We start from the raw sequence: 14,804 nt of genomic DNA on the forward strand, positions 1-14,804 counted from the left end.
GAGAAGACCGAAGCCTTATGGCTACCACTTCACTTGACCTGGCCAGGGTCCGCAACATCGGGATCATGGCCCACATCGACGCGGGCAAGACGACCACCACCGAGCGGATCCTCTTCTACACCGGCGTCAGCTACAAGATCGGTGAGGTCCACGACGGCGCTGCCACCATGGACTGGATGGAGCAGGAGCAGGAGCGTGGCATCACGATCACCTCTGCTGCCACCACCTGTCACTGGCCGCTCGAGGACAACGACTACACGATCAACATCATCGACACCCCCGGGCACGTCGACTTCACGGTCGAGGTGGAGCGTTCGCTCCGCGTGCTCGACGGTGCCGTCACGGTGTTCGACGGTGTCGCCGGTGTCGAGCCGCAGTCCGAGACCGTGTGGCGTCAGGCCGACCGCTACGGCGTGCCCCGCATCTGCTTCGTCAACAAGCTCGACCGGACCGGCGCGGAGTTCCACCGCTGCGTCGACATGATCAAGGACCGCCTCGGCGCGGTGCCGCTGGTCATGCAGCTTCCGATCGGTGCCGAGATGGACTTCAAGGGCGTTGTGGACCTGGTCCGCATGAAGGCGCTCGTGTGGTCCGCCGAGGCCGCCAAGGGCGAGATGTACGACGTCGTCGACATCCCGGCCACGCACACCGAGGCTGCCGAGGAGTACCGCGGCAAGCTGGTCGAGGCCGTCGCGGAGAACGACGACGAGATCATGGAGCTGTTCCTGGAGGGCCAGGAGCCCACCGAGGAGCAGCTGTACGCCGCGATCCGCCGCATCACCATCGCCTCCGGCAAGTCCAAGGGCGTCACGGTCACCCCGGTGTTCTGTGGCACCGCGTTCAAGAACAAGGGCGTCCAGCCCCTGCTCGACGCGGTCGTGCGCTACCTGCCGACCCCGCTCGACGTCGAGGCCATCGAGGGCCACGACGTCAAGGACCCCGAGGTCGTCGTCAAGCGCAAGCCGTCCGACGACGAGCCGCTGTCGGCGCTGGCGTTCAAGATCATGAGCGACCCGCACCTCGGCAAGCTCACCTTCGTCCGGATCTACTCCGGTCGCCTGGAGTCCGGCACCGCCGTGCTGAACTCCGTCAAGGGCAAGAAGGAGCGCATCGGCAAGATCTACCGTATGCACGCGAACAAGCGTGAGGAGATCGAGTCGGTGGGCGCCGGCGACATCGTCGCCGTCATGGGCCTCAAGCAGACCACCACCGGTGAGACGCTGAGCGACGACAAGCAGCCGGTCATCCTGGAGTCCATGGACTTCCCGGCGCCGGTCATCCAGGTCGCCATCGAGCCCAAGTCCAAGGGTGACCAGGAGAAGCTGGGTGTCGCCATCCAGCGTCTCGCGGAGGAGGACCCCTCCTTCCAGGTCCACTCGGACGAGGAGACGGGCCAGACCATCATCGGTGGTATGGGCGAGCTGCACCTCGAGGTGCTGGTCGACCGTATGCGCCGTGAGTTCAAGGTCGAGGCCAACGTCGGCAAGCCGCAGGTCGCCTACCGCGAGACGATCCGCAAGGCCGTCGAGCGCGTCGACTACACGCACAAGAAGCAGACTGGTGGTACCGGCCAGTTCGCCAAGGTGCAGATCGCGATCGAGCCGATCGAGGGCGGCGACGCCAGCTACGAGTTCGTGAACAAGGTCACCGGTGGCCGCATCCCGAAGGAGTACATCCCTTCGGTGGACGCCGGTGCGCAGGAGGCCATGCAGTTCGGCATCCTCGCGGGCTACGAGATGACGGGCGTCCGCGTCACGCTTCTCGACGGTGGCTACCACGAGGTCGACTCCTCCGAGCTCGCCTTCAAGATCGCCGGTTCGCAGGCCTTCAAGGAGGCCGCGCGCAAGGCGTCCCCCGTGCTCCTCGAGCCGATGATGGCCGTCGAGGTCACCACGCCCGAGGACTACATGGGTGAGGTCATCGGCGACATCAACTCCCGCCGTGGTCAGATCCAGGCCATGGAGGAGCGGGCCGGTGCCCGCGTCGTGAAGGGCCTCGTGCCCCTCTCGGAGATGTTCGGCTACGTCGGAGACCTCCGCAGCAAGACCTCGGGTCGCGCAAGCTACTCGATGCAGTTCGACTCCTACGCCGAGGTTCCGCGGAACGTCGCCGAGGAGATCATCGCGAAGGCCAAGGGCGAGTAACGCACCGCGTTCCACGCACCGCGTCCACACGCTTTAGGCTTGACTCCGGAGCCTCAGGGGGCAAACACCCGCGAACACGGGTGTTTGCCCAAGGACCCGGACTTTCCAGCAAAGATCACCTGGCGCCGATGAAGTAAGGCGTACCAGAACCACTCCCAGGAGGACCCCAGTGGCGAAGGCGAAGTTCGAGCGGACTAAGCCGCACGTCAACATCGGCACCATCGGTCACATCGACCACGGTAAGACGACCCTCACGGCCGCCATTACCAAGGTGCTGCACGACGCGTTCCCGGACCTGAACGAGGCCTCGGCGTTCGACCAGATCGACAAGGCTCCCGAGGAGCGCCAGCGCGGTATCACCATCTCCATCGCGCACGTCGAGTACCAGACGGAGACCCGTCACTACGCCCACGTCGACTGCCCCGGTCACGCGGACTACATCAAGAACATGATCACGGGTGCGGCGCAGATGGACGGCGCCATCCTCGTCGTCGCCGCCACCGACGGCCCGATGCCGCAGACCAAGGAGCACGTGCTCCTGGCCCGCCAGGTCGGCGTTCCGTACATCGTCGTCGCCCTGAACAAGGCCGACATGGTGGACGACGAGGAGATCCTGGAGCTCGTCGAGCTCGAGGTCCGTGAGCTGCTCTCCGAGTACGAGTTCCCGGGCGACGACCTGCCGGTCGTCAAGGTCTCGGCGCTCAAGGCGCTCGAGGGCGACAAGGAGTGGGGCAACTCCGTCCTCGAGCTGATGAAGGCCGTGGACGAGAACATCCCGCAGCCCGAGCGTGACGTCGACAAGCCGTTCCTGATGCCGATCGAGGACGTCTTCACGATCACCGGTCGTGGCACCGTCGTCACCGGCCGTATCGAGCGTGGTGTCCTCAAGGTCAACGAGACCGTCGACATCGTCGGTATCAAGCAGGAGAAGACCACCACCACGGTCACCGGCATCGAGATGTTCCGCAAGCTGCTCGACGAGGGCCAGGCCGGTGAGAACGTCGGTCTGCTCCTCCGTGGCATCAAGCGCGAGGACGTCGAGCGCGGCCAGGTCATCATCAAGCCCGGTTCGGTCACGCCGCACACCGAGTTCGAGGCCCAGGCCTACATCCTGTCCAAGGACGAGGGTGGCCGCCACACGCCGTTCTTCAACAACTACCGTCCGCAGTTCTACTTCCGTACGACGGACGTGACCGGCGTCGTGACCCTCCCCGAGGGCACCGAGATGGTCATGCCCGGCGACAACACGGAGATGAAGGTTGAGCTCATTCAGCCCATCGCCATGGAAGAGGGCCTGAAGTTCGCCATCCGTGAGGGTGGCCGGACCGTGGGCGCCGGCCAGGTCATCAAGATCACGAAGTGATCCTGAACTGACCCGGTAGGTCTGAGGACCCCGTGGGGTCCGAGGACTCGGTAGTTCTCCGGAGAGGCCCGTACGACTTCGGTCGTACGGGCCTCTTCTGTTTCCCCCGACGGGCTTCCCGGTGAGGCCCTCGGTCCCTTCCTGTAACGCCTTTCCCGCTCCGGTCCAAGTACTGGTGACAGCACGACCGACCACGGGAGGTACGCACCTTGGCACCGGACAGCAGAGGCCCCGGCGGTCCGCCGGGAGGCATGTACGATCCGGCGGCCTTCGAGGTCTTCTATCGCCGTCATGTCGACGCCGTGACCCGTTTCATGGCCCGGCGGGTCACCGATCCGCACACCGTCGCCGATCTCACCGCCGAGACCTTCCTCGCGGTGATCGACTCCGCCCGCGCGTACCGCCCCGAACTCGGGAGCGAGACGGCCTGGCTCTACGGCATCGCGCGCAACGTGGTGGCGGCGGAGGCACGGCGCAGCGCGCGGCAGAACGTGCTCGGCAGCCGGATCGCCGGCCGGCGGCTGCTGGAGGCCGACGACATCGGGCGGCTGGAGGACAAGCTCGACGCCGAGGCGGCGGGGCGTCGGGCACTGGCCGCGCTGCGGGGGCTCCCCGAGGGGGAGCGCGCGGTCGTCGAGCTGGTCGCCGTCGACCAGCTGAGCGTCAGCGAGGCCGCCACGGCACTGGGGATACGCAAGGTCACGGCACGCGTACGGCTGCACCGGGCCCGCCGGGCGCTGCGGTCGGTGACCACGGGAAGTGACCATCCGGCAGGGCTCAGCTACGCAGGGGGAAAGGCATGACCACGAAGACGACGAAGACCTTCGAGGACCGGCTGCTGGACGAGCTCCGGCGGGAGATCGCGCTGCGGGCCGAGGACGTGCCCGAGCCGGAGCCCGTGATCCGCCGCACGATCACGACCCGGCGGGCGCTGGTCGCCCTCGCGGCGTGCGCCGCGGCGGCGGGGGTGGTGGTGGGGCTGCCGTCGTCGACGGGTGGGTCGAAGGCGTACGCGGTGGAGCGGAACGACGACGGCACCATCACTGTGACCGGTGAGGACCTTGCGGCCTGGGAGTACCGGGGCGAGCTGGCGGAGCAACTGCACGACCTGGGCGTTCTGACGAGTTTCGACAGGCCCAGGAGCGGCTACGTCTGCGCGAAGCCGCGCGGCGAGACGCCGGGTCCGGAGAAGGTCACGGATCCGACCGCTCTGTGGACGTACACCCTGCATCCTGGCGACACCCTGGTCTTCGAGGACCCGGAGCCGATCAAGGACTCGGTCAGCCCGGCCGGGGTCATGTACGTGGTCAAGGGCAAGGCGAAGCCCTGTAGGGAAGTGCCCTACGAAGGGGCGAAGTGGCTTGAGGAGTCCTTGAAGTGAAGTAGGCCGAGTGGCCCGCACGGTGTCGACCGTGCGGGCCGCCCCGGGGCTTCGGCACTTCGAAACTATTCGGCGCGTACGACCCGTTGTCCCCTCGCTTCACTCCCTCCACCATTTGTCATGGCGCTGAGCAAATTCAGCCTTCGGGACGACCGGTCGAGGGGTGTGGCATGTCCGCGGACGTCAGTCGGAGAACGGTTCTGGGAGCGGGTGCAGGGCTCGCCGTGGTGCCCGCTCTGCCGGGGGTCGCACGGGCGGAGGAGGCACCCGTGGGGAGTGGGCCCGCAGGGGGCGGGCCGAAGGTCACCGATCCCGGCGCGTACCTCTCCTTCACGCCCGTGCCGGGGGCGTTCGCGCTGGTCGGGGCGCCGGTGGTGGTCAGCCCCGAGGATCACCCCGGAGTCGTACGGGTCGCGGGGGACCTGCGGGACGACATCGAGCGGGTGACCGGGGTGCGGCCGGGGGAGGAGACGGCGGCCGAGGTCGTGCTGGTGGGGACCATCGGGCGGAGTCCGCTGATCGATGCTCTGATCGAGGCCGGGAAGCTGGACGTCGACGGGGTGCGGGGGAGGTGGGAGACCTCTCTGCAGACAGTCGTCGAGCGGCCCATGCCCGGGGTGCGGCGGGCCTTCGTCATCGCCGGCAGCGATCCGCGGGGCACGATCTTCGGGGCGTACGACGTGTCGTACGGCCTCGGTGTCTCGCCCTGGTACTGGTGGGACGACGTGCCGCCGGTCCACCGGGACGCGGTGTACGTGCGGCCGGGCCGGTTCGGGCAGGGCACCCCGGCGGTGAAGTATCGCGGTGTCTTCATCAACGACGAGAACCCGGCGCTGGGGACGTGGGCGCCGGCGTACTTCGGGCCGGGCAAGGCGCCGGGGCACCCCGGGGGCTTCACCGCGGACTTCTGGGCGAAGGTCTTCGAGGTGCTGCTGCGCCTGAAGGGCAACTACGTCTGGCCGGCGGTGTGGGGGCGGGCCTTCGCCGAGGACGACCCGGAGAACCACGCGCGGGCGAAGGAATACGGGATTGTCATGGGCACGTCGCATGAGGCGCCCATGATGCGGGGGATCGAGGAGTGGAACCGCCACGCGGTGCCCGCGGTGCGCGACAGCGCGGGGAATGTGGTGACCCCCGGCCGGGACCCCTACGGGGGCACCGGGGAGTGGTCGTACCGCCGGAACGCCGAGGCCGTCCGGGCCTACTGGCGGGACGGCATCCGGCGCATGGTCGACGAGGACTTCGAGGGCGTCGTCACGCTGGGGATGCGGGGCAACGGCGACACGAGCCTGCCGGACGGTGACGGCATCGAGCTGATGCGGGAGATCATCGACGCCCAGCGGCGGATCATCGCGGAGGTGACCGGCCGCCCGGTGGAGGAGACCCCGCAGGTGTGGACCCTCTACAAGGAGGTCCAGCGGTACTGGGACCGGGGCCTGCGGGCACCGGAGGACGTCACCGTCGTCCTCACGGACGACAACTGGGGGAACATCCGCAAGCATCCGGACCCGGAGGAGCCCGTACGGCCCGGGGGCTACGGGCTGTACTACCACTTCGACTACGTCGGTGTCGGACGGAACTACAAGTGGGTCGACACGGCGAACCTCGCGAACCTGTGGGAGCAGCTGCACCAGGCGGACGCGTACGGCAACCACGGTCTGTGGGTGGTGAACGTCGGCGACCTGAAGGGGAACGAGCTGCCGACCGAGTTCTTCCTGAACTACGCCTGGAATCCAGAGCGTTGGGGCGTGAAGGACCTGGAGGAGTGGGAGCGGGGTTTCGCGCGGCAGAATTTCGGGGCTCAGGCGGCCGCGGAGATCGCCGAGGTGCTGGGCACGTACGGGCAGCTCCAGGCCCGCCGTAAGCCGGAGCTGCTGAACCGCCGGATCACCCTCGACGGGACGAAGGACCCCGCGAAGGACGAGCGGGCCATCGTCTACGACGACCGGGCGACGCCGTTCTTCTTCGGGCACCGCGAGCTGGAACGCGTCACGGAGCAGTGGCGGGCGCTGGCGAAGCGGGCCGACCGGGTAGGGCGGCGACTGCCGGCGGCCCTGCGGGACGCCTGGTTCGAGCTGGTCGGCTACGAGGTGGCGGCCACCGCGAACCTGTACGGGTTACGGGAGGCGGAGTTCCAGAACCTGCTGTACGCGCGGCAGGGACGCGCTGCGACGAACGGCCGCGCCGAGGCCGCCGAGGCCGGACTGGCCCGGGACCTCGCGTTGGCCGAGCGCTTCAACTCCGAGGTCGCGGGCGGGAAGTGGCGGGGCTTCCAGACGCAGCCGCACATCGGCTACGGGGACGTGGAACGCTACGGCCCGAACGCCGGGTGGCAGCAGCCCGAGAGGAACCACGTGGCGCTGCCGGACGAGATCTTCCCCCAGGTGCGGCGGATCGAGGTGCCGGAGGCGGCGGAGCTGGGCGTGGCGGTCGACGGGGCCCACGACTCGGGGGAGTGGTGGCCCCGGGCCGGTGCGCAGGCTGTGCTCCCGGTGTTCAGTCCCTACCAGACCAGGCCCCGGCAGTACGTGGAGATCTTCAACCGGGGGCGCACGCCCTTCTCGTACCGGATCGAGTCGTCGGCGCCCTGGCTGGTGGTGGACCGGACCCGGGGCCGGGTCGAGGAGCAGGTGCGGGTCGGGGTCCGGGTGGACTGGGGGCGGGTGCCGGCGGGCGGCGCGGAGGCGTCGTTGACGGTGAGCGGGGCCGGGACCTCGGTCGTGGTGCGGGCCGTCGCGGAGAAGCCGTCGGCGCGCCAGGCGCGAAAGCTGCGGGGGTTCGTCGAGGCGGGCGGGTACGTGGCGATCGACGCGGAGCACCACACGCGGGCGGTGGGGTCGCGCGACGGACGGGTGGGCTGGCGTCGGATCGAGCGGATCGGGCGTACGGGGGCGGGGGTCACGCCGTGGCCGGTGACGGCGGCCCGGCAGACGCCGGGCGGGGCGGGGCCACGGCTGGAGTACACGGTCAGTCTCCTGTCGGCCGTGGACGAGGTGACGGTGCTGGCGTACGTCTCGCCCCGGAACCCCGCGCTCGCGACGGGCGGGCTGCGGTATGCCGTCTCCTTCGACGCGGACACCCCGCAGATCGTCGACATCAACGCCGTCACCGGGGCCGACGACGGGCTCATGAACAGGCAGTGGGCGCGCACCACCTCGGACAACGTCAACGTGACGGCGACCCGGCACACGATCGCCGGGCCCGGGGTGCACCGGCTGACGTTCTGGATGGTCGACCCGACGGTGGTGCTGCAACGGCTGGTGATCGACACGGGCGGGCTGACACCGACGTATCTGGGGCCGCTGGAGAGCCACCGGATCTGAGAAAGGACTCGTACACCATGACGACGTACACGAACCGCTTGCGCCTGCCCGTGCTCGGGCTGGTCGCCGGGGCCCTGCTGTCCACGGCGCTGGCCGCGCAGCCGGCCTCGGCGCACGGGACTCGTCCCGGACCGCCGTTGCGGGCGCTCGCCGAGCGGGCCGGCGTCCGGATCGGGACGGCCGTCGACCTGACGGCCCTCGCTGACGACCGGACGTACCGCAGGACGACGGTCCGCGAGTTCGACTCGGTGACGGCCGAGAACGCCATGAAGTGGGAGTCGGTGGAGCCACAGCGGGGGGTGTACGACTGGAAGGCCGCCGACGATCTGGTGCGCTTCGCACGCAAGAACGGGCAGGTCGTCCGCGGTCACACGCTCGTCTGGCACAGCCAGCTGCCGGCCTGGCTGACGGCCGGCGTGACGGACGGGTCGATCGGCGCGGCGGAGCTGCGCGGCATTCTCCGCAAGCACATCACGACCGAGGTGAAGCGGTACAAGGGGAAGATCCAGCAGTGGGACGTGGTGAACGAGGTCTTCGAGGAGGACGGCAGCCTGCGAAACTCGATCTGGCTGCGTGAGCTGGGGCCGTCGTACATCGCGGACGCCTTCCGCTGGGCGCACGCCGCCGACCCGAAGGCGAAGCTCTTCCTCAACGACTACAACGTGGAGGGTGTCAACGCGAAGTCGACCGCGTACTACGAGCTGGCGAAGCGGCTGCGGGCCGAGGGTGTGCCGGTGCAGGGGTTCGGCGCCCAGGGGCACCTGGCGATCCAGTACGGCTTCCCGGGCAGGGTCGCGGAGAACCTCGCGCGCTTCGGGGCGCTGGGGATGCGGACGGCGTTCACGGAGGTGGACGTGCGGATGATCCTGCCGGTGGACGAGACGAAGGCGGCGACGCAGGCGAGCTACTACCGGCAGCTGCTGGACGCCTGCCTGGGGGCGCGCAGCTGCACGTCGTTCACGGTGTGGGGGTTCACGGACAAGTACTCGTGGGTCCCCGGGGTCTTCGACGGTGAGGGCTCGGCGACGCCGATGGACGAGACGTACGGGCGGAAGGCGGCGTACGGGGCGCTGCGGGAGGGGCTGGCGGCGGGGCGGTGAGTGGGGCGGCCGTCCTCGGTCAGCCCTGGTCCGGGTAGCGGGGCAGGTTCTCCGTGGAGATGGTCCAGTCCGCGATGGTGACGTCCTCGCCGTAGACGAAGTCCTTGCGGGTGGCGTAGCGCGGGCCGTCCGGGGTGGCGTGGATGTCGGTGAGGACGGCGCCGGTGCCGGTGCGGGGGTCGAAGACGGCGTAGACGGGGATGCCGAGCAGGGGGTAGTCACGCATCTTGCCGACCCAGTCGTTGTCGGGGTTGGAGCGGGAGACGACCTCGATCGCGGCGACGAGCGTCCGGGGATCGATTGTGCCCGGGGGCAAGGATCGTCACGTTCATGCTAGGCGTCCTCCATGAGGTCGGGCATGGCGTGGTCGGGCCCGCAGTCGTGGCAGCGGCTGCCCTTCGGTCCCCGGAAGCCGCGGTCGCAGCCGTCGCAGTTCGTCATCTGGTAGCGGACGGACGGCGGTGACGCCGGGGCGCGGAACGGTGGCGGGGGCGGGAGCTGGGCCGCGAGGCGGTGGGCCAGGAGGGCGGCCGGGCGGTGGAGGGGCTCGGCCGGGAGATCGCCGGTCAGGGCGTCGCGTACGGCGGTGGGGGTGAGGTCGCGCTCCAGCCAGGCGGCGACGCCCGGGGCGAGGTGGGCGGTGTCGCAGGCCGAGAGGAGGAGGCGGGGGTCCGCGCGGCGCAGGTCGGCGAGGAGATCCGTGGCGGTCTGGAGGAGCGTGGGGGAGCGGTAGGCGGGCTGGGGGACCGAGGGGAGGGGCTTGCGGGGTGCCTTCTCCTTCCGGGGCGGGCGATGTACGGGCTCGTCCCCCGTGTGGCTGTGGCTGCGGCCGGGCTGGTTGCAGGAGACCGTGCGGGTGATGATCCGGCCGCCGGGGACGCGCTCGCGTTCGCGGCGCAGATAGCCATGGGTCTCCAGCTCGCGCAGAGCGGCGGCGATACGGGTCGTGCCCTCCGTGAAGCGGCCGGCGAGCGTCTTGATGTCGACGCGGGCGCCCTTCGGCAGCGACTGGATGTGCGCGGCCAGCCCGATCGCGACGAGGGACAGCTCCGGGTGCTGGGCGAGGTGGTTGCCGATCACCGTGAAACGGGTGGTGTGGCGGGAGTGGTCGTGCGTCAGTCCGCCGCCGTACGGGCTCAGCCGTTTCGGGTGCTTGTTGTCGGCAAGCCGGGCATGGGCGTGCGAGGGCGCGCTAGGGTTCTGCGTATCCATTGGGAAGGGTCTTGTCCTTCTCGGTGGTCAGGCCCTCGCACTGGGATTGCCGTCCCGGCGGGGGCCGTCGTATGTCTGCGGTTGTAGTGCGGTTGCGGTGTCCTGCTGCGCTGAGCGTAAGGGCATCAACCGGCCCGAAATCCAGCCGAGTCGGCGATGTTCACCCGCGAGGGTGAGACCGCCCGCCGGGCGGGAGGAGGGGTGGGGTTCTTTCTCTCCCCAGGTCCTTTGAGGAAAGACCGCCCGCCGCACCGGAGCGCACATTTCCGGGTTCCGGTAGTACACGCACCTCACGGCTCGGAGAGGATGTCTGCCATGCCGAAGACCACGAAACTGCGCACGTACACCGTCCGGGACGGTCTGCTCGACGAGTGGGTGCAGCGCTGGCGGAGCGAAATCGTGCCGTTGCGGCTGGACTTGGGGTTCACGATCGGTGGAGCTTGGGTGGATCGTGAGAGCAACCGGTTCATCTGGCTCATCTCGTACGACGGTCCGGGGACCTTCGCCGAGCGCAACGCCCTGTACTGGTCGTCGCCCGAGCGCAAGGCCATGGGCCTGAACCCGGACGACTACCTCGTCGGCGACGACGAGCTCACCATCGAACAGGTTTACTGATGCACGACGTCACATGGGGTCGAGCGACAGCAGATGCTGCCGCCGTTCCTCGTGCGTGAGGGTGCGGAAGACCCTTCCCCGGGCGGTCGCCTCCAGCCCGTCGTAGTCCGGCTCCGCCCGCCACACCCGCGCCGTCCCGTCGGCCGATGCTGTGAGCAGTCGTGCACCGTCCGGGGACCAGGACACGGAGGTCACCTTGTCCTGGTGCACGCCGACTACGGCGATTTCCTTGAGGGTGGAGGCGGACCAGACCCGTACGGTGCGGTCGTCGGAGCCCGTGGCGATGTACCGGCCGTCGGGTGACCAGGCGGCGGCGCGAAGCCGCCCCTCGTGCCCCTTGAGCACATCGATGCGCCGTCCGGTGGCGGCATCCCACACGGCGGCCGTCCAATCGGCCGAAGCGGTGGCGATCCTCGTCTCGTCCGGTGACCAGGCCACGTCCTCGACGTAGTTCTCGTGGCCGCGTAACACGGTGAACTGACGCCCCTCCTCGATGTCCCAGAGCCGGCACGTACGGTCGTCAGAACTGCTGGCGAGCCGCCGCCCGCTCGGCGACCAGGCCAAGCGCCCCACCCAGTCCTGGTGTTCCGTCAGTTTCAGCAGCTGGGTGCCATCGCGTGCGGACAGGACACACACGGCGCCGTCGTGACCACCGGTGGCGATCCGGCCGCCGTCCGGGGACCATGCGCACCCCTCGACGACCTCGCCCTGTCGTTCGAACAGTGTGCCGCCGTGTCCGTCGACAATCCGGAACTGGCCGTTGTTGGTGCCGAACGCGAGCCGTTCGCCCTGCGGAGCCCAGGCGACGGCCCAGACCCGGTCCGTCACCTCGGTCACCGGTCCGGCCACGACGCCGGTGTCCGAGTCCCACACACGCACGGTGCCGTCGTCCGAGGCCGTGGCGAAACGGCTGCCGTCACCGGACCAGGCAGCCTGGTTCACCGGGCGCCGGTGTCCGTCGGCCATGACGGTCTCGGCACCACGCGGACGCAGGTCCCACACCATGCCGGTGCCGTCGCTGGAGCTGGTGGCGAGCGCGGTCCCGCAGGGTGCCCAGGTGACGCCCCACACCGTGTCGGCGTGGCCACGCAGCACGGCCAGGACCTTGGCGTCCGCTGTGTCCACGATGCGCACTGTGCGATCGGAAGAGGCACTGGCCAGCATGCGGCCGTCCGGCGACCAGGCCAGGTTCCAGACGTAGTCGTCGTGTCCGCGCAGCAACAGGCGCAGTTCGCCGGTCCCGGCATCCCAGATGCGGGCGGTGTGGTCCCCGGAGCCGGTGGCGATGTGCCGCCCGTCCGGCGACCAGGCGATGCCCTCGACGAAGTCCGAGTGCCCGGTGAGCGTGGTGACCGCCTCCCCTGTCGCCAGGTCCCAGACGATCGCGCTCTGATCGTGGGAGGCGGAGGCGAGGCGGCTGCTGTCCGGTGACCACGCCACGCCCCAGATGTCTTCGCAGTGCCCACGCAGTTCATGCGCGAGCCGCCCGGTATCGGCTTCCCAGACCCGTACGATCCGGTCCTTGGAACTTGCGGCGACATGTCTGCCGTCCGGCGACCAGGCCACCTGTCTGCTGACGTCCTCGGCACCGGTGAGCAGCCCGACCGGCTCCCCTGAGGCGGCGTCCCAGATACGGACGACCCGGTCACGGCCGACCGTGGCCAGTCTCGCCGAGTCCGGTGACCAGGCGACGGACTCGACCATGACGCCGTCGCACGGCAGAACCAGCAACGGGCGTCCGGAGAGCGCGTCGTAGACGCGGCCGGTGCCGTCCCTGGAGGCCGTGGCCAGCATGCGGCCGTCCGGAGACCAGGCGATGTGCCGAACGGTGTCCGTGTGCCCGTCGAGCCGCGAGCGGAGGTGACTCGCCGCCAGCGCCGCCATCAGCCCACGCCTGGCAGAGGGCGTGGGTGCGCACTCGTCCAGCGCGGCGAGCGAGAGCAGCAGGGAACGCTCCGGTTCGCTCTGGGCGCTGAGCAGAACCTGACGGCCGATGCTGTCGGAGATCCTGCTCAGGAAAGTCAGGTCACGGCGCTGCGAGGACTCGACGAGCGCGCGGGCGGCTGCGGACGCCTGCCCGGATTCCTCCAGCGCTTCGAGCCAGCGCCGGGCCGCGGTGAGACGTTCCCCGGTGAGGAGATAGTCGTCACTTCGTCCGGCCCGCTCCCAGTCGGCCGCCCACCGCTCCAGTTCGGCGCGCTCACGGAGTCGTTCGGCCCGGGCCTCGACCTCCTGCCGCAACGGGGCCCACTGGCGGAACAGCGCCTCGTGGGTGACCTGCGCGAACGGCTCACCGCCGGTCGCGGAACCGCGACCCGTGGCATCGGTGCGCAACAACCGGGCCTCGACGAAGGCATCGACGACAAGGCGGTCCCGTTCGTCGAGTTCGGACAACGGCACATGGCGACGGGCCACGTCCTGGCCCTCGACGGTGACGAACTTGAGCAGGACCCGGAGGACGGAGTCGATGCCCAGGCCCGCACCGAGCCCGGTCACGGTGTTGTCCGCCTGGCGCGCGAGCGCGCCGGGCACTCCGCCGAGCCGCTGGTACAGCTCCTCGGTCACCGTCCCGCCGGGGCCAGCGGCGAAGAACAACTCCTGTAGGAGATAGGCGAGCAGCGGAAGCGCGTCGTCCGTCCCGGTCTCGCCGACGATCGAGTCGACGACACCGGACTCGAAGCGGAGCCCGACGAGGGCGCCGGGTCGCTCAACGGCTTCGACGAGCTGGGCCCGGCCCAGAGTTCCGATGGCGATGGGATGTTGGAGCAGCTCTGCTTGCCCCGTGCCGAGGAGCCTGCCGAGCAGATCCACACGGAGGGTGACCAGGACCCGAACCGCCGGGTCCTGGTCCACACAGTTGCGAAGCGCTTCCAGGAACTGGGCTCGTTCCCGCTCGCCCGCCAGGGTGACGACCTCCTCGAACTGGTCGACCACGAGGAGTATCCGCCGGAACCGCCCACCACGCAGCCGCGCCAACTCGGCTCGCAGCGCGTCCGGCCCCAGGCGAAGCCTGCGCAGCACGGCGCTCGCCGGTTCCTGTCCCTCCGAGGCAGCCGCCAGCGCCCCGGCGAGGGCGCCCAGCGGGCCGGCGCCCGGGGCGAAGGCCGGCACGACGGTCCAACGACGTTGCCGAAGCCGGGGCATCACCCCGGCTCGGACCAGCGAGGACTTTCCGCTTCCGGAGGCCCCGACCAGCACCAGAAACCGTTCCGCCGGGCTGGCGGCAGTGGCATGCAGCCGACGTGTCAGTTCGGCCGCCTGCGCCTCGCGGCCGAAGAAGACGGCCGCCTCGTCCTCGTCGAACGCGTCGAGCCCCGGGTAGGGAACCCTGTCACGCGGCCACTCGATCCGGGGCGGCGCGGGATTCTCCAGCCGGTGGGCGACGACCTGCCCGACCACAAGCGCCAGGATCAGTACGCCGATGGCCGGAACGGAGAAGCGCTGAATGGCCTCCAGCGCCCAGGGAGCGTTGTCGGTACTGGTCGCGTAGTTGGTGGCGATCCCGAGCAAGCAGGCGACCAGCGCCAGCAGGACCTGGAGCACGACCTGCATACGGTTCCTCATCGAGTACCGCCCACCCCCGTCGTACCAGCCCCGAAGACCGGCATCGCGTCACCCGTTCATGACCATCTTCTGGGGGCTCGCGGCGGTGTTCAACGGCGCGTA

At 69.7% G+C, this 14,804-nt stretch carries 9 protein-coding genes and 1 pseudogene; 7 read left to right on the top strand and 3 right to left on the bottom strand.

Features of this window, described 5'->3' with window-relative positions; all coding sequences use genetic code 11:
* Positions 1–17 precede the first annotated feature (17 nt).
* The 6 genes from fusA to ACFU5F_RS01075 all read left to right on the top strand — a co-directional run bounded on the left by fusA (position 18) and on the right by ACFU5F_RS01075 (position 9,311).
* The gene (gene fusA, locus ACFU5F_RS01050; protein WP_383880152.1) at positions 18–2,144 is read left to right on the top strand and encodes an elongation factor G; all 2,127 of its coding nucleotides are present in this window, start codon (positions 18–20) and stop codon (positions 2,142–2,144) included.
* Positions 2,145–2,313: 169 nt separating this feature from the next.
* Positions 2,314–3,507 carry an elongation factor Tu gene (tuf, locus tag ACFU5F_RS01055; protein WP_013001430.1) on the top strand — a complete coding sequence of 398 codons (1,194 nt, stop codon included), beginning with the start codon at positions 2,314–2,316 and terminating at the stop codon, positions 3,505–3,507.
* Between the two features lie 251 nt (positions 3,508–3,758).
* Positions 3,759–4,310 (top strand): RNA polymerase sigma factor, encoded by a 552-nt coding sequence (locus tag ACFU5F_RS01060; protein ID WP_383880155.1) that lies wholly within the window; start codon positions 3,759–3,761, stop codon positions 4,308–4,310.
* On the top strand, positions 4,307–4,888 hold the full coding sequence (locus tag ACFU5F_RS01065; RefSeq protein WP_383880158.1) for a hypothetical protein: 582 nt from the start codon (positions 4,307–4,309) through the stop codon (positions 4,886–4,888). Before ACFU5F_RS01060 ends, ACFU5F_RS01065 begins: the two co-directional genes overlap by 4 nt.
* Positions 4,889–5,058: 170 nt before the next feature.
* Positions 5,059–8,211 (top strand): glycosyl hydrolase 115 family protein, encoded by a 3,153-nt coding sequence (locus ACFU5F_RS01070; RefSeq protein ID WP_383880160.1) that lies wholly within the window; start codon positions 5,059–5,061, stop codon positions 8,209–8,211.
* Positions 8,212–8,228: 17 nt separating this feature from the next.
* Positions 8,229–9,311: an endo-1,4-beta-xylanase gene (locus ACFU5F_RS01075; protein WP_383880162.1), complete on the top strand. Its 1,083-nt coding sequence runs from the start codon at positions 8,229–8,231 to the stop codon at positions 9,309–9,311.
* Between the two features lie 19 nt (positions 9,312–9,330).
* On the opposite strand, the pseudogene ACFU5F_RS01080 reads toward ACFU5F_RS01075, so the two are convergent.
* Together ACFU5F_RS01080 and ACFU5F_RS01085 are read right to left on the bottom strand one after the other, a co-directional pair.
* Positions 9,331–9,618 (bottom strand): annotated as a pseudogene (locus ACFU5F_RS01080) (Uma2 family endonuclease); the annotation flags it as partial.
* A 26-nt stretch (positions 9,619–9,644) separates the two neighbouring features.
* Complete coding sequence (locus ACFU5F_RS01085) at positions 9,645–10,523, bottom strand: helix-turn-helix domain-containing protein (RefSeq protein WP_383880164.1); 879 nt, start codon at positions 10,521–10,523, stop codon at positions 9,645–9,647.
* Positions 10,524–10,838: 315 nt separating this feature from the next.
* Between ACFU5F_RS01085 and ACFU5F_RS01090 the strand changes: the two genes are divergently transcribed.
* Entirely contained in the window at positions 10,839–11,138 is a 300-nt protein-coding gene (locus ACFU5F_RS01090; RefSeq protein WP_383880166.1) for an NIPSNAP family protein, read from the top strand.
* 9 nt (positions 11,139–11,147) lie between these two features.
* On the opposite strand, the gene ACFU5F_RS01095 is transcribed toward ACFU5F_RS01090, so the two are convergent.
* Positions 11,148–14,690 carry an AAA family ATPase gene (locus ACFU5F_RS01095; RefSeq protein ID WP_383880169.1) on the bottom strand — a complete coding sequence of 1,181 codons (3,543 nt, stop codon included), beginning with the start codon at positions 14,688–14,690 and terminating at the stop codon, positions 11,148–11,150.
* Positions 14,691–14,804 lie beyond the last annotated feature (114 nt).

Origin of the sequence: Streptomyces sp. NPDC057438, from assembly GCF_042802995.1 — a bacterium.
In the GTDB taxonomy this organism is placed as follows: domain Bacteria; phylum Actinomycetota; class Actinomycetes; order Streptomycetales; family Streptomycetaceae; genus Streptomyces.